This window comes from Pseudomonas granadensis, assembly GCF_900105485.1.
In the GTDB taxonomy this organism is placed as follows: domain Bacteria; phylum Pseudomonadota; class Gammaproteobacteria; order Pseudomonadales; family Pseudomonadaceae; genus Aquipseudomonas; species Aquipseudomonas granadensis.
Map to the genome: position 1 here is coordinate 1,934,413 of NZ_LT629778.1, position 14,648 is coordinate 1,949,060.

At 60.3% G+C, this 14,648-nt stretch carries 14 protein-coding genes; 7 read left to right on the forward strand and 7 right to left on the reverse strand.

The window, feature by feature from the left end; genetic code table 11:
* Positions 1–164 precede the first annotated feature (164 nt).
* Positions 165–977, forward strand: a complete 813-nt coding sequence (locus tag BLU52_RS08545) for a class I SAM-dependent methyltransferase (protein WP_090282768.1) — start codon at positions 165–167, stop codon at positions 975–977.
* A 647-nt stretch (positions 978–1,624) separates the two neighbouring features.
* Here the strand turns inward: BLU52_RS08545 and pcsA are convergent.
* A complete protein-coding gene (gene pcsA / locus BLU52_RS08550; RefSeq protein ID WP_090282769.1) occupies positions 1,625–2,347 on the reverse strand; it encodes a phosphatidylcholine synthase in 723 nt (240 codons plus the stop codon).
* 257 nt (positions 2,348–2,604) lie between these two features.
* Between pcsA and BLU52_RS08555 the strand changes: the two genes are divergently transcribed.
* Positions 2,605–3,357, forward strand: a complete 753-nt coding sequence (locus BLU52_RS08555) for a tellurite resistance TerB family protein (RefSeq protein ID WP_090282770.1) — start codon at positions 2,605–2,607, stop codon at positions 3,355–3,357.
* A 135-nt stretch (positions 3,358–3,492) separates the two neighbouring features.
* On the forward strand, positions 3,493–6,120 hold the full coding sequence (ligD, locus tag BLU52_RS08560) for a DNA ligase D (RefSeq protein ID WP_090282771.1): 2,628 nt from the start codon (positions 3,493–3,495) through the stop codon (positions 6,118–6,120).
* Here the strand turns inward: ligD and BLU52_RS08565 are convergent, their stop codons facing one another.
* Both BLU52_RS08565 and BLU52_RS08570 read right to left on the reverse strand, forming a co-directional pair.
* Entirely contained in the window at positions 6,121–6,522 is a 402-nt protein-coding gene (locus BLU52_RS08565; protein WP_197677957.1) for a hypothetical protein, read from the reverse strand.
* Between the two features lie 80 nt (positions 6,523–6,602).
* Positions 6,603–6,917: a DUF2388 domain-containing protein gene (locus tag BLU52_RS08570; protein ID WP_090282773.1), complete on the reverse strand. Its 315-nt coding sequence runs from the start codon at positions 6,915–6,917 to the stop codon at positions 6,603–6,605.
* 164 nt (positions 6,918–7,081) lie between these two features.
* Between BLU52_RS08570 and BLU52_RS08575 the strand changes: the two genes are divergently transcribed.
* A complete protein-coding gene (locus BLU52_RS08575) occupies positions 7,082–7,735 on the forward strand; it encodes a DUF2238 domain-containing protein (RefSeq protein ID WP_090282774.1) in 654 nt (217 codons plus the stop codon).
* A gap of 4 nt (positions 7,736–7,739) precedes the next feature.
* Here the strand turns inward: BLU52_RS08575 and sodC are convergent, their stop codons facing one another.
* Complete coding sequence (gene sodC / locus BLU52_RS08580) at positions 7,740–8,261, reverse strand: superoxide dismutase family protein (RefSeq protein WP_090282775.1); 522 nt, start codon at positions 8,259–8,261, stop codon at positions 7,740–7,742.
* Positions 8,262–8,504: 243 nt separating this feature from the next.
* On the opposite strand from sodC, the gene BLU52_RS27385 reads away from it, so the two are divergent.
* Positions 8,505–10,118 (forward strand): methyl-accepting chemotaxis protein, encoded by a 1,614-nt coding sequence (locus BLU52_RS27385; RefSeq protein WP_090282776.1) that lies wholly within the window; start codon positions 8,505–8,507, stop codon positions 10,116–10,118.
* 164 nt (positions 10,119–10,282) lie between these two features.
* On the opposite strand, the gene BLU52_RS08590 is transcribed toward BLU52_RS27385, so the two are convergent.
* Positions 10,283–10,714, reverse strand: a complete 432-nt coding sequence (locus tag BLU52_RS08590; protein ID WP_090282777.1) for a nuclear transport factor 2 family protein — start codon at positions 10,712–10,714, stop codon at positions 10,283–10,285.
* Positions 10,715–11,221: 507 nt separating this feature from the next.
* Between BLU52_RS08590 and mqo the strand changes: the two genes are divergently transcribed.
* On the forward strand, positions 11,222–12,871 hold the full coding sequence (mqo, locus tag BLU52_RS08595; protein WP_090282778.1) for a malate dehydrogenase (quinone): 1,650 nt from the start codon (positions 11,222–11,224) through the stop codon (positions 12,869–12,871).
* Between the two features lie 66 nt (positions 12,872–12,937).
* Here mqo and BLU52_RS08600 read toward each other — a convergent pair whose 3' ends face one another.
* Positions 12,938–13,366 carry a nuclear transport factor 2 family protein gene (locus BLU52_RS08600; RefSeq protein WP_090282779.1) on the reverse strand — a complete coding sequence of 143 codons (429 nt, stop codon included), beginning with the start codon at positions 13,364–13,366 and terminating at the stop codon, positions 12,938–12,940.
* Positions 13,367–13,393: 27 nt separating this feature from the next.
* The gene (locus BLU52_RS26645) at positions 13,394–13,744 is read right to left on the reverse strand and encodes a hypothetical protein (RefSeq protein WP_157720683.1); all 351 of its coding nucleotides are present in this window, start codon (positions 13,742–13,744) and stop codon (positions 13,394–13,396) included.
* Between the two features lie 68 nt (positions 13,745–13,812).
* Between BLU52_RS26645 and BLU52_RS08610 the strand changes: the two genes are divergently transcribed.
* Positions 13,813–14,625, forward strand: a complete 813-nt coding sequence (locus tag BLU52_RS08610) for an OBAP family protein (protein WP_090282780.1) — start codon at positions 13,813–13,815, stop codon at positions 14,623–14,625.
* Positions 14,626–14,648: the final 23 nt, after the last annotated feature.

The following is a 14,648-nucleotide window of genomic DNA, read 5'->3' on the forward strand; positions in this document are numbered from 1 at the left end:
GACAGATTGCCACCATTCATCGGCAAACGCCCGATTTTCGGGGCTCGGCAGACGATTGGCAGGGACGCCGATCAGCCGTAGCGCGATAGTGAAACTGGCAGGGCGTTGCCAAGGATCCGCCCCCTGTTTGATGCCTCAGTCACTGTGTAGCGGAGCACCAAAGCATGAGTACCCCGATTGATCTGACTGCCCTCAAAGAACGCCAGAAAGTGGCGTGGGCCAGTGGCGATTACGCCTTGATCGGCACCACGTTGCAGATCGTCGGTGAGAACCTCGCCGAGGCCTGCGATCTGCGATGCGATGAGCAGGTGCTGGACGTTGCTGCCGGCAATGGCAATGCCACGCTGGCGGCAGCGCGGCGCGGTTGCCTGGTGACTTCGACTGATTATGTTCCAGCGTTGCTGGAGCGCGGACAGGATCGGGCCCGGGCCGAGAATCTGGACGTGACGTTTCAAGTGGCTGATGCCGAGGCGTTGCCATTCGCTGATGAGAGTTACGACGCGGTGTTGTCGACCTTCGGCGTAATGTTTGCGCCGGATCAGGCTCAGGCGGCGGCGGAGTTGGGCAGGGTTTGTCGGCGGGGCGGGCGGATTGGTCTGGCGAACTGGACGCCGGGTGGTTTCGTGGGGCAGATGTTCAAGGTGCTCGGTCGGCATCTGCCACCGCCCGCCGGTGCGCAACCGCCGTCGAACTGGGGCACGGAGGCGTGGCTGCATACGCATTTTACTGACCAGGATTTTGTGATTGAGGTGACGCGCCGGCATTTCAATTTTCGCTATCGTTCGGCGGCGCATTTCATCGATATTTTCCGCCATTGGTATGGGCCGGTGCACAAGGCTTTTGCGGTGTTGCCGCCGGAGGGCGGGGAGGCACTGGAGGCGGATCTGACGGAGTTGCTTGAGCGCTTGAATCGGGCGGGGGAGGGATCGTTGGTGGTGCCGAGTGAGTATCTTGAGGTGGTGATTGGCAAGCGTTGATGCTGGTCTTTGAGTGCATATCCATTGCTGCGGTAACGGCTGCTTAGGGTTCCGCCCTTACGGCGGGTCACCTTTTTCAAACGCCGGAGTGCCGGCCCAGCAAAAAGGTAACCCAAAAGGCTTGCTCCTGCGTTCGGCCCTCGCAGGCTCGGGTCCCTTCGCTCCGGGACCGATCCGGGCGCAGCGGCTACGGTTTGCTGCGCTGCACCTCCTTCCGCTGTGTCTGGCTGCGCCAGACGGTCGCTGCGCTCCCACGCCCGGATCAATCCCTCCACTCAGCCTTCCGACGTCGCCGGTGAGTCAAAAGCAAGATCAAGGGCACGCGAGCTAACGCTCATTGTTGAGTGGTTAGAAGCGGGTGGTTGGCTTGAGATTTTTGGTGGGGCTACCCCTCACCCCAGCCCTCTCCCGAGGGAGAGGGAGCCGATTTTGGTTGGATTTGAAATTTGTATTCAACTCGGTATCGCATGTCGGTGTAACTTTCGCATCCACTCCGATCAGTCCCCTCTCCCTCCGGGAGAGGGTTAGGGTGAGGGGCTTTTGATTTTCAGGCTCAGTTCAAGCATGAAAAACATGCGGTCAAACTGTGGGAGCTTGCCTGCGAGCGATGGCGGCCTTACACCCGACCAATTTCCAGTCAATGCCGCCTATTTCACCTGCCCCCGATCAACCCACTCCAGCGCCGTGCGCCAGATGCAGATCCCCAGAAAGTAAGCCGACATCAGCAGCCACACCCCCATGACCATCGGGTTGATCTGCGGATGGTTGAGCACCAGTGACAGGCTGCACAGCAGCCAAATCGCAGTGACGGCGATGTTGATCGGCATGAACCGGCGCACGCGGAACGGATGCAGGAATTTCATCCGGGTGACGGTCAGCACTGCCAGGCCGATCACTGTAAGAAAGGTGATCCACGGTCCCGGGCCGATGATGTACAGGCACAGCGCAACCACGTTCCAGGCGGCCGGGAAGCCGACGAAGTAGTTGTCTTTGCTTTTCATGTTGACGTTGCAGAAGCAGAACAGCGACGACACCAGAATCAGCGATACCGTCAGCAGCAAGGTGTAGTCGGGCAAGGGGATGTAGCGGTAGATGAACAGCGCCGGGATGAATACGTACGTCAGGTAATCGATCACCAGGTCGAGGATCGAGCCGTCGAAGCTCGGTAGCACCGATTGCACGTTGACCTTGCGCGCCAGTGCGCCGTCGAGGCCGTCGACGATCAGCGCCACGCCCAGCCACATCAGGCAGTGGGTCGGCTGGTTTTCCAGCAGGGCGAGGGTCGCCAGGAATGCGGTGACCACGCCAGTCGCGGTAAAACCATGGGCGCCCCATGCTTTGAGCCTGGCGATGTGTATGGTCGATATCACGGGAGCGTTCTCCAGAAAGTGCAGCTGGCCGGGTGTCGCCCTTGGAAGCAGGGCGCCGGCGAACCGGGTCGGGGTTGCAGCTATCGACCGGTTTGGCCGGGATAAGGTTCACGCTCCATCAATCTTAGCCGGGCGGTGAAAAAATTCCTCGACAAGCGCCGCCAGCGCTCAAGTGTCAGCCAAACGGTGCTGGCGCTATGGCTGGCGGGGTCTATCGTTGCCTGACGCAGTCACGGCCAACGCCTGAGGATGACGTCATGAACACCAGTGATTTGCTTGAACAGTTGTTGCGGGGCCAGGCCTCGGGGCGGCAGTCCACGGGGGCGTCTGCCGGGGATGGTCTGGGTGGGCTCGGTGGTTTGCTCGGCGGACTTTTGGGCGGTGGCCAGGCCGGTGGCGCTGGCGCGGCGGCATCCGGCGGGCTCGGCGGTTTGCTCGGTGGCTTGCTTGGCGGAGGCAGTGGCGGATTGGGCGGTGCTTTGGGCGGGGCGCTGGGGGGCGGCAGTCGCGGTCGTTCTGGCGGCACTAATTACGCCGCACTGGCATCGCTGGGAATGATGGCGTATCAGGCTTATCAGGCCTGGCAACGCAGCCAGGCCAGTGCGGCGCCGCAACACATTCCGCAAACGGCCGATCTGCTCGCCGGCCCGCAAATCGAAGAGCACAGCCACGCGGTCCTGCGTGCGTTGATCGCGGCGGCCAAGGCGGACGGCCGAATCGATGATTCCGAGAAACATTTGATCAGCAGCGAAATCGGCAAACACACCAGCGATCCGCAGCTGCAGCAATGGCTCGACGCCGAAGTCGCCAAGCCGCTGGATCCTGCCGAAGTGGCGCAATCTGCGCAGGGTGACCCGGCGGTGGCGGCAGAGATGTATCTGGTCAGCGTCATGCTGGTAGACGACCAACAAAACGCCGAGCGCAGCTACCTCGACGAACTCGCCGCCGCCCTCAACATCGACCCCGATCTGCAAGTGTATCTGGAGGCGCAGACCAAAGGTCAGGCCTGAGCCCAGAAGGCAAAACACGCGAACAATCAAAGCCCTTGGCGCTCCATCCGTCAGGGGCTTTTTCAGCTCGATTGAATTTTTTTCACGGCGCATCGCTCTTCTGCATAACAGAGCCAGTCTGCAATCGGTGCGCCCATGAACAGGAATCTCGACGACTACAACCGCATGCGCGATTTTTCCGCGACTTCGGAACCGGCCGCGGTAAAACGCTCCGGCCGTAAAACCGCGAAGGATCACGCCTTGCAGTTCTGCATCCAGAAGCACGACGCTTCGCACCTGCATTACGATTTTCGCCTCGAACTCGACGGCGCGCTCAAGAGCTGGGCGGTGCCGAAGGGGCCGTCGCTCGACCCCAAGGTCAAGCGTCTGGCGGTGCACGTCGAAGATCATCCGCTGGATTACGCAACCTTCGAGGGCAGTATTCCAGAGGGGCATTACGGCGCTGGCGATGTGATCGTCTGGGATCGCGGCGTGTGGATTCCCCTCGACGATCCGCAAAAGGCTTACGCCAAAGGCCGGCTCAAATTCGAATTGCAGGGAGAGAAGCTTGGCGGTGTCTGGAATCTGGTGCGCACGCACATGCCGGGCAAGAAAGAGCAGTGGTTTCTGATCAAACATCAGGACAACGCCGCGCGCCCCCAGGATGACTACGACGTATTGGTTGCCGAACCGGACAGTGTTTTAAGTGAACGCACGATCGTCGCCAGCCCGAAAAAAACCGCCGAACAGGCCAAACCGCTGAAAAAAGCTCCGGCGAAACCGCGCAAGCAGGCCACCGGAAAGCTCACCGGCGCACACAAGGCCAAGCTGCCGGCGCAACTCAAACCCGAGCTGGCGACGCTGGTCGACAGTGCACCGGAAGGGCAGTGGAGTTACGAGATCAAGTTCGATGGTTACCGGATCATGGCGCGCATCGAGGGCGATCAGGTGCAACTGTTTACGCGTAACGGCCACGACTGGACGCACAAACTGCCGCAACAGGCTGAAGCCTTGGCGGCATTAGGTCTGGAATCAGCCTGGCTCGACGGCGAGATGATCGTCGCCAACGAGCAGGGCGTGCCGGATTTTCAAGCGCTGCAAAACGCTTTCGAAGTCGGGCGCAGCGGCAACATCGTTTATTACCTGTTCGATTTGCCCTATCTCAACGGCGTCGATTTGCGCGAAGTCGCGGTCGAGGAACGGCGCGCCGCACTGGCGACCATTCTCGGTTCGCAGAAAAGCGAGTTGCTGCGCTTTTCCGAAGCCTTCGAAGAGACTCCGGACGCGCTGCTCAACAGCGCCTGCCAGATGCAAATGGAAGGTTTGATCGGCAAGCGCCTCGGCTCGCCTTATGTATCTCGGCGCAGCAGCGACTGGATCAAGCTCAAGTGCAAACACCGGCAGGAGTTCGTGATCGTCGGCTACACCGATCCGAAAGGTGCGCGCAGTGCCTTCGGCGCCTTGCTGCTCGGCCTGCATGATCGCGACAGCGGTGAATTGCGCTACGCCGGCAAGGTCGGCACCGGGTTCAACGAAACCACGCTGAAAAGCATCTTGGCGCAACTCAAACCGTTGCAGGCCAAAAGCGCGGCGGTGGTCAACCCGCCCAGCGGCTTCGAGGCCAAAGGCGTGCATTGGCTCAAGCCAAAGCTGCTGGCAGAAGTGGCGTTTGCGGAAATGACCAAGGACGGCTCGGTGCGCCACGCCGTGTTCCATGGCCTGCGCAACGACAAACCGGCCAAGGCCATCACCGAGGAGCTAGCGAAGCCTGTGAAGACTGTCGAAAGCAAAACTGCCGAGAAGAAACCCGCGAAGAAGACCGCTGCCAGCAAGCCCAAGGCTCCAGGTAAAAAAGCCGCGGCGAGCAAAACCGAAAGCGCACCGTCGCAAGCCAACCTGGCCAACGGCAAGGTGCGCATCACCCACCCGGAGCGGGTGATCGACGCGGTCAGCGGCACCACGAAAATGCAGCTCGCCGAGTACTACGCCAGCGTCGCCGAATACATACTGCCGCACCTCAAGGATCGCCCGGTGGCGCTGGTTCGCGCCCCGGACGGGATCGCCGGCGAGCTGTTCTTCCAGAAGAACGCCGAGCGCCTGGCGATCCCCGGCATCAGCACGCTCGACAAAGACGTCACCGGGCAGCCGGTGATGATGATCAACAGTGCCGAAGCGCTGATTGGCGCGGTGCAGATGAGCACGGTCGAATTGCACACGTGGAATGCCACCCAAACCGATCTGGACAAGCCCGACCGCTTCGTCCTCGACCTCGACCCGGACCCGGCGTTGCCGTGGAAAAGCATGGTCGAAGCCACAGCGCTGACGCTCACCGTGCTCGATGAGCTGGGGCTCAAGGCATTCCTGAAAACCAGCGGCGGCAAGGGGATTCACCTCGTTGTGCCGCTGACTCGCAAGCACGGCTGGGACGAGGTCAAGGATTTCAGCCACGCCATCGTCAGCCACATGGCCAAGCTGTTGCCGGACCGTTTTTCAGCGGTGTCCGGGCCGAAAAACCGCGTCGGCAAGATCTTCATCGATTACCTGCGCAACGGTCTGGGCGCCACCACCATTTGCACCTATGCGGCGCGCGCGCGTGAAGGCATGCCGGTGTCCGTACCGGTTTTCCGTGAGGAAGTGGCGGAGATCAAGGGCGGCAATCACTGGAATATTCACAACATCCATGAGCGCTTGGCCGAGGTTGGTGAAGCGCCGTGGGCGGACATGAAGAAAACCCGTCAGACCATCACCGCGCAAATGCGCAAACGCGTAGGCATGAAAAAATGATCAGGCGTCGCGCAGCAAGTCGTGGGCGTTGAGCAGTTCGAAGGCGATCGCCGGGTTGTTGTTCAAGCCTCGGCGAATCGCCGTCGGGATCGCTTTGCGGGTTTTGCGGCACAGCCCGGGCAGATCGTCGATGTCGATGTCGATGCCGAGCATGGTCCGCACCTCATGGAAGCCCGGTGAGACTTCGACTCGGATACCCAGTTGCTCATACATGCGTTTTTGCAGATGACGCAGATCGTCGAGGTCTTTGAGTTGTTCCAGACGCGCCAGCAGGACTTTTTCTTCGTTGCGGGTCAGGCGCAGGATGCGTAGATCCGCGCCGGGCGTGTCCAGCAACGGATCGCGCCCGCAAACGCAGGCGCCGGGTGGGCAAGGGGAGCGCAAGGGCGCGGTGGTCGTCATGGCCTCCATCATAGAGGCCGTCGGACCGTTTTGCCTATGTGCGTGAGGCAGCCGTCCATCGGCCGCCGTCTTCCTGAAAACTAAGGTTTCAGGCCTTCGTAATGCACCAGAATCGCGTTGGCGAGGTCTTCATCGCTGGCGTTGAGGCCTGGGTTGTCCTGGCGCACCTGCTGCAGCACCGATTCAAGATAAACCCCACGGATGGCCCCGCCACTGGCGACGAATGCAGACACGTCGTCGCGGGCTGGAATGACCATCTTGTCATCCTTGAAGGTCGAGTACAGCGACGCGGAAACACCGGCCGAGGTGGCGACATCGCCCGCGTCGACACGGGCCAGCGCCGAACCGACCGGCAGGCAAAGGAGTAGAGATGAAACGAGCACTAACTTGCGCATGACGGTGTTCCTCCGAAGGCGCGAAGCAAAAGGGAAGGGACTACATAACGTCAGAGATGATCGGCGCGCGGGAGTTCCGTGAGCGGCGAAAACGCAGCGGCAAGGAACCGGGTAAAACGGCGAAAGGTCTACCGCTTGCCCGTATTGTTTGAGAGTCGATTTTGATGCTCCTCAGAGTCAGCGACAACGTTGCCCGCCCCGCCGACACGCGAATCGAAGCCGCCTTGCTCGGTGGATTTGTCCTGCTGGCCATCGCTCTCGGCATAGCTCCGCGAAGCCGCGTCGACTGGCTGCTGGAAAATGTGCTGGCCGTGGCGTTGGTGTTAGCCCTGGTGCTGGCATATCGGCGGTTTCGCTTGTCGTCCTTTTCGCTGGTGATGATCTTCGCTTTTCTGTGCATCCATGAAGTCGGCTCGCATTACACCTACTCGCGGGTGCCCTACGATCAATGGAACACGCTGCTGACCGGTGTCAGTGTCAACAAGGTCCTGGGTCTTGAGCGCAATCACTATGATCGGCTGGTGCACTTGAGCTACGGATTGCTGATGGTCTGGCCGATGCGCGAAGTGCTGCTGCGCCTGACCCCGTTGCGCGGCGTCTGGCTGGTGCTGATGACCTTGAACGTGGTGCTGGCGACTTCGGCGTTGTACGAATTGATCGAGTGGATCGGCGGCGCTTATCTGGGGGATGACACCGGACAGGCCTTCGTCGGCGCGCAGAACGATCCCTGGGATTCGCAGAAGGACATGGCCCTGGCGCTGGTCGGCGCCGGGCTGTCCTTGCTGATGTTGGCAGGCGGGCGTCGGGCGCCGCGCTAAATCGTCAGATCACTCCGCAGGCCATGCGATCGCCGCCACCGCCCAGTGGCTTGGGCATGTCGGCGTGGTTGTCGCCGCCGGCGTGAATCATCAGGGCGTGGCCCTTGATCTCGGAAATTTTCTTCAGGCGCGGGGCCAGCACCGGATAATTGGCGACACCGTCAGCCGTCACATACACCGCCGGCAGATCACCCAGATGGCCGTCGGCGTAGGGGCCAAGGTGTTTGCCGGTTTTCGCCGGATCGAAGTGACCGCCAGCGGCCAATGCCGCGCCTTTTACGCCATCCTTCACGCCCGCTTCGCAGCTGCCGTTTTCATGCACATGAAAACCGTGAATACCGGCCGGCAGCGATTTCAGCTCGGGCGTGAACAGCAGACCGTAAGGCGTCTCGCTGACGGTGACCGAGCCGATCGCCTGCGGCGCACCGTCGGCGCTGACCAGATTGATCGCGACTTTCTCCGTTGCTGCTTGTGCGGTACCCATTGCCAGGGTACCGAGCAGACCAAACCATAATGCGCGTTTCATAAGCGTTTCCTTCAGCTGCATGAATGTTCGAAGCGATGGATTCATAGCCTGCCAGCATTAACCGGCGATGAAGGTGCAATCCATCGGCGCTGCAGCGTGTGACTGGCTGCCCGATCGAAAAGTTTTGCCGGATTCAAGTCGCCGCTGACATCAGCCGATACGCTCTGTGTCGGCAGTTCCATGCAAATAGGCTTAACTGAAATCCGACAAGCGCAATCCAGCGTGCCCACGGGAGATTCCACGGTGTCGATCAAACTGCGTTTGGTGTTGCTGATTGCGACCAGCCTGCTGACGGCGCTGATCGTGAGTCTGGTCAGTTATGTCGGCAATCTGCGGATGGCCACGGCCGTCGGCGATAACACGGTGAGCATGAGCGCGCTGCGCAATCACATGGAAGCCGACATGATGCACGATGCCCTTCGCGCCGATGTTTATTCGGCAATGTTGGTCGGGTTGGGCAAAAGCAGTAGCACGGCGGCGCAGGTGCGTGATTCGCTCACCGAGCACGCCGGGCATTTTCACCAAGTGCTCAACGACAATCTGAAGCTGCCGATCAACCCGACATTGCGCACGGCGCTGGAGCAGATCAAGCCGAGCCTCGACACCTACATCAACACCGGCGAACGGATTGTCGAGCTGGCGCTGGACAAACCCGAAGCCGCCCTGCAGCAACTCGGCACCTTCAACACGGCGTTCAGCCAGCTCGAAGAGCAGATGGCAGCGCTGAGCGAACTGATCGAGTCCAACACCCAGCACACCGCCGAGGTCACGGAAGCAGCGATCCGCAGCGCCAATATCACCCTCGGCGTGGTGTTGCTTGCCAGCCTGCTGTTGCTGCTGGCGCAAGGTCGCTGGGTCATACGCAGCATCACCGGGCCGTTGCAAACCGCCAGCCGGATTGCCGAAAGCATCGCCCACGGCAACCTCAGCGAGCCGATCGCCGAGCCGTCCGGCAAGGACGAGGCCAGCGTGCTGATCCGCACGCTGGCGACCATGCAACGCGATCTGCGTAACATGATCGAGGTGGTTCGGCGCAACGCCCACGGCGTCAGCGGCATGAGCGAACAGCTCAGCCAGGGCTGCCACCAGGTTGCCGACAGCAGTCAGCAGCAAAGCGTCGCCGCCGGCACCATGGCCGCAGCCGCGAGCCAGATGACCGCCAGCATCGAAGAAATTACCCGCCACGCCGAACGCGCCTTGAGCATGGCCAATCAGGCCGAAACCCTGGCGAAAGAGGGCGGCGGGGTGATCCATCAGGTGGTCAGCGATATGGACGATATCGCCCGCTCGGCACAACAGTCGGCGCAGGTCATTCGCACGCTGGATCAGGAATCGGAAGCCATCTTCAACATCATTCAAGTGATCAAAAGTATCGCCGATCAGACCAATCTGCTGGCGCTCAACGCCGCGATCGAAGCAGCGCGGGCCGGCGAACAGGGGCGCGGCTTTGCCGTGGTCGCAGACGAGGTGCGCAGCCTGGCAGCGCGCACCAGCGCCTCGACCCAGGAAATCGCCGCGATGGTTGCACGGATTCAAAACAGCACGCGTGAGGCGGTCAGCAGCATGGAGGCCGGTGTGGCGCAGGTTGATAAAGGAATGGCGGTAACCGCCGAGGTCGAACGGGCGATTCGCGAAATTCTTGACGCGACCTTGAGCACCACGCAACTGGTCAACGACATCACCCGCACGATCGGCGAGCAGAGCCAGGCCAGTAACGAAATTGCCCATCAGGTGGAAATGATTGCCGGGATGTCGGAAGGCAACAGCCGGGTGATCGGCCAGACCGCGACGACCACCGACGAGTTGTCGAGCCTGGCGGGACAGTTGGCGCAGTCGGTGGATCGGTTTCGGTTGTAGCCAGAAAATGGTGGCGTCCAGGCTATTGCTATCGCGAGCAGGCTCACTCCTGCAGGTGTGCGGTGTTGATGAGTTTTGCGTAGACGCCGCCGCTTTCTGTAGGAGTGAGCCTGCCCGCGATGAGGCCAGCCCGAGCAACATCAAATCAGGCTAGATAATCACGATCAAAACTTGAACGCCTGTCGCCCAATCAGCAACCACTTGCCCTGCTGCTTTTGCCAGATCTGAAAGTTCTCGATCTCGGTCGGCACCACCTCGGTCCCCTTCAACGCCTGCGCCGAAAAGTGGTTGCGCACCAGCGCGGTATCGCCGGACAGCGTGATGGTCTGCTTTTGCATTTCCAGAGTCTTGAACGCGCTTCGGCCAGTTTCGATGTCGGCGATGAATTCCTTCTTGTCCTGGACCTTGCCGCTGGAATGGCCGTAGGTCAGGTTGGGGGCGGTGAGGGCGTTCAGTTCGGCGATGTCCTTGTGCAGCATCGCCTGCGTCAGATGGTCCACGGCCTGGGCGACGTCTTTTTCCGCCGCAGCAGGCGCGGCCATGGCGTAACCATTGAAGGCGCAGAGAAAGCCGATCAGAAGTCGGGTCTTGGTCATTGCGGTATTTCCTTGTTGTTATGGGTTGATGACTGACTTGGCTTGTATTCATCAGTCATCGTACAACGTAGCAGAATACCCAGCGATCAGTCAGCACTTTGCGCCGCTTCATCGTCATTGGAAAAAGCCGTGAGGCGCAGAGTCATGTTCGGCCGCTGTCAGCCGATAAAGCGCTAGTGGTGCAAAACGACTTTCAAGTCGGGAACAGACGCGCGGGTTTGCCCTGACGTGATATTCTGCGCGCCAACTTGGTTTGACCTTATTCAGCCAGCATGCCTGCGGGCGTGCTGGCAGGATCCCTGTCGCTCAAGTAGCTGAAGCCAATAATGATAAGAAGTCAGTTCAGAAGGGACATCAACTGAGGTCGATGCGGCATGTCGGCCTTGTGTGCCCACCCGTCAAAATTGAAGTGTGCCGGAATCTGCGACGCCAGCCTGAGCGTCATCAAAGCGGATCGCATGCTGATAACAGCGGCGGGCGGAAGGCGTTTTATCATAGGTGCAACAGATGTTTAAGAAAGTGAACACAGCCTTGCTGGGTCTGGCTTTGGCAATGGGGATGACATCCGCCAATGCTGACGAAGCAAAGAAAGTCGACGTCCTGCTGATCGGCGGCGGCATCATGAGCACCACCCTGGGTGTGTGGATCAATGAGCTGGAGCCGAGCTGGTCGATGGAAATGGTCGAGCGCCTCGATGGCGTCGCCCAGGAAAGCTCCAACGGCTGGAACAACGCCGGTACCGGCCACTCGGCACTGGCCGAGCTGAACTACACCCCGGAAGACGACAAAGGCAACGTAACGATCCCGAAAGCCGTCGAGATCAACGAAGCGTTCCAGGTGTCCCGTCAGTTCTGGGCCTGGCAGGTTCAGCAGGGCGTTCTGAAGAACCCTCGCTCGTTCATCAACACTACACCGCACATGAGCTTCGTGTGGGGCGATGACAACATCAAGTTCCTGAAAAAGCGCTACGAAGCCCTGCAGGCGAGCCCGCTGTTCGCCGGTATGCAGTACTCCGAAGACCCGGCTGTGATCAAGAAGTGGGTCCCGCTGATGATGGAAGGGCGTGACCCGAACCAGAAAATCGCGGCCACCTGGAGCCCGCTGGGTACCGACATGAACTTCGGCGAAATCACCCGCCAGTTCGCCGCGCACCTGCAGACAAAGCCTAACTTCGATCTGAAACTGTCGAGCGAAGTCGAGGACATCACCAAGAACGCCGATGGCACCTGGCGCGTCAGCTACAAAAACCTCAAGGACGGCACCAAAACCGAAACCGACGCCAAGTTCGTGTTCATCGGCGCTGGCGGCGGTGCCCTGCACCTGCTGCAGAAGTCGGGCATTCCTGAAGCCAAGGAATACGGTGGCTTCCCGGTCGGCGGTTCGTTCCTCGTGACCGAAAACCCGACCATTGCTGAACAGCATCTGGCCAAGGCTTACGGTAAAGCTTCGGTGGGTTCGCCACCGATGTCGGTTCCGCACCTGGACACCCGTGTCCTGGACGGCAAGCGCGTGATCCTCTTTGGCCCATTCGCGACCTTCAGCACCAAGTTCCTCAAGGAAGGTTCGTACCTGGACCTTCTGACGAGCACCACCACGCACAACATCTGGCCGATGACCAAGGTTGGCATCAAGGAATACCCGCTGGTCGAGTACCTTGCCGGCCAACTGATGCTGTCGGATGAAGACCGCATGAACGCGCTCAAGGAATACTTCCCGAACGCCAAAGCCGAAGACTGGCGCCTGTGGCAAGCCGGCCAGCGCGTGCAGATCATCAAGCGTGATGAAGCAGCAGGCGGCGTGCTGAAACTGGGTACCGAAATCGTTGCCGCTCAGGACGGCTCCATCGCCGGCCTGCTGGGCGCATCGCCAGGCGCGTCGACCGCTGCACCGATCATGCTGAGCGTGCTGCAGAAAGTCTTCAAAGACAAAGTCGCCTCCCCTGAATGGCAAGCCAAGCTGCACCAGATCGTTCCAAGCTACGGCACTCAGCTGAACAGCGATCCGGCCAAAGTGGCCGCGGAATGGGCTTACACCGCCAGGATCCTCGAACTGCCGACGCCTCCGGTGATCGGTCAGGCCGCTGCTCCGGCTGCCGGCGCTGCGGCTGAAAAAGCCCCGGCTATGAAGGACAACGCTGCACGCGACATGGCGCTCTAAACACACGCCTGACGCACAAAGCCCACTGCACCGGTGACGGTCAGTGGGCTTTTTTGTGCCTGCGCTTCAAGCCTTGGCTTTGGCCAGATAAGCCCCCAGCCGCTGGCCCATCTCTTCACCCAGCGCCTGCAAGCCGCTCAACGGCCGCACCATCACTTCAAACTCGACAATCTTGCCGTGCTCATCGAAGCGAATCATGTCGATGCCTTTGAGCTCTTTCGTACCGACCCTGGCACTGAATTCGAGAATCACATTGAGCCCATCGGCACTGGCCAGCTCGCGGTGATATTGAAAATCCTCGAAAACCTCGAACACCGTATTGAGGATCATCGACACCACTGGCGCGCCGGGGTAGGGCGTGTGGGCCATCGGTGAGCGAAACACGGCCTGGGCGTCGAGCAATTCGGGCAGGGCGCGCAGGTTGCCGCTGCGGATCATCTCGTGCCAGCGCTGCAGGGATTCGGCGACGGGGGCTTGCAGGGTCAGCTCTGTCATGGAGGCTCCGGTTTTTTTTGTTGGTCTTCAATGGCACTGACTGTAGATCACCCAGGCTGCAAGAACATCCTGATGTGCCGAGCTGAATACCAAACCATCGCCCATGCGGATCAGATGCGCGTCTGATCCGTATTTTTTCGCTTTATCTGACGCTGTAACCGGTTCAGTCAAGCGCTCACAATGCCCCGGCAGTGCGGGCACCCGCGACGTTCCTTCATCCCGAAGCGTCCAGTGCACTGCAAACCCGGCATTGAGGAGAGCAAGATGAACAAGATGGCGATTTTCCTGGGTGGCTTCCTGACACTGACCATTCTGATCGGTTTGCTGGCGACTATTTCTCCGGTCTGACGCGCCCGCAGTTTTTTCGAACTCCGCCATGTTCGCGCTTTCAGTTGCAGTACAGGGCCATGCCAGCGGCCCCACGGACTGTAAAGAAGGAGCGAGACATGCGTTGCACAACCCCGCACGGACGATGGCTATCGATGGGCGTGCTGCTGACGGCATTGACCGGTTGCGCGATGAGCAACACCAAATCGCCGGTACAGACGCCCGGCAAAGCCAAGGCCTCCGACACGGAACTACTTGAGACCGGCGCACAGTGGCTGCAAGACAAACCGCCGATTCGCGCCTTGAACCTCTACCTCGACGGCTTCCACTTCTACAACGGGCACCCCGATGTGCAAATGGAGGCGCACCACTATTGTTCGGTGCTCAACGAAGAAGTCTTTCAATGCGTGATCTATGACGGCAACAGCGCCGACGCGAAATTGATGGGCGTCGAATACATCATCAGCCAGCGCCTGTTCGCCCAATTGCCGGCCAGGGAAAAAGCGCTATGGCACAGCCATGCGCACGAAGTCACGTCCGGCCAACTGGTCGCCCCGGGCATTGCGCAAGTCGCCGAAACCCGGCTGATGGAAAAGCTCGCCAACACCTACGGCAAGACCTGGCACACCTGGCATACCGATCAGGACAAGCAACTGCCGCTCGGCGTGCCGCAATTGATGATGGGCTTCACGGCCGAGGGCCAGGCCGATCCGCAGATGGTGCAGCAACGCGACCAACGTCTGGGCGTCGACACCGCGAAAAACAAAACCGCCCGCGCCGCGATCAAACCGGCGCCCATCGAACAGGGCGCCGATGCCTGGAAAAAGGGCAATGCGGTGCAACTTCCCGACCCGACCGGGCACACGCATCTGATGCCGCGCCCGTCGACCGGCAGCGATGAGAATGCTCGGGGGACGCAGCCCAAACCTTGAGTAACCATCGGTAGGTACTGCGT

What these genes read in the sequence shown, in the direction of transcription:
- BLU52_RS08545 (WP_090282768.1), top strand. Translation starts at nt 165, where the DNA reads ATGAGTACCCCGATTGATCTGACTGCCCTCAAAGAACGCCAGAAAGTG.
- BLU52_RS08555 (WP_090282770.1), top strand. Translation starts at nt 2,605, where the DNA reads ATGAACACCAGTGATTTGCTTGAACAGTTGTTGCGGGGCCAGGCCTCG.
- ligD (WP_090282771.1), top strand. Translation starts at nt 3,493, where the DNA reads ATGAACAGGAATCTCGACGACTACAACCGCATGCGCGATTTTTCCGCG.
- BLU52_RS08565 (WP_197677957.1), bottom strand. Translation starts at nt 6,522, where the DNA reads ATGACGACCACCGCGCCCTTGCGCTCCCCTTGCCCACCCGGCGCCTGC.
- BLU52_RS08570 (WP_090282773.1), bottom strand. Translation starts at nt 6,917, where the DNA reads ATGCGCAAGTTAGTGCTCGTTTCATCTCTACTCCTTTGCCTGCCGGTC.
- BLU52_RS08575 (WP_090282774.1), top strand. Translation starts at nt 7,082, where the DNA reads ATGCTCCTCAGAGTCAGCGACAACGTTGCCCGCCCCGCCGACACGCGA.
- sodC (WP_090282775.1), bottom strand. Translation starts at nt 8,261, where the DNA reads ATGAAACGCGCATTATGGTTTGGTCTGCTCGGTACCCTGGCAATGGGT.
- BLU52_RS08590 (WP_090282777.1), bottom strand. Translation starts at nt 10,714, where the DNA reads ATGACCAAGACCCGACTTCTGATCGGCTTTCTCTGCGCCTTCAATGGT.
- mqo (WP_090282778.1), top strand. Translation starts at nt 11,222, where the DNA reads ATGTTTAAGAAAGTGAACACAGCCTTGCTGGGTCTGGCTTTGGCAATG.
- BLU52_RS08600 (WP_090282779.1), bottom strand. Translation starts at nt 13,366, where the DNA reads ATGACAGAGCTGACCCTGCAAGCCCCCGTCGCCGAATCCCTGCAGCGC.
- BLU52_RS26645 (WP_157720683.1), bottom strand. Translation starts at nt 13,744, where the DNA reads ATGGCGGAGTTCGAAAAAACTGCGGGCGCGTCAGACCGGAGAAATAGT.
- BLU52_RS08610 (WP_090282780.1), top strand. Translation starts at nt 13,813, where the DNA reads ATGCGTTGCACAACCCCGCACGGACGATGGCTATCGATGGGCGTGCTG.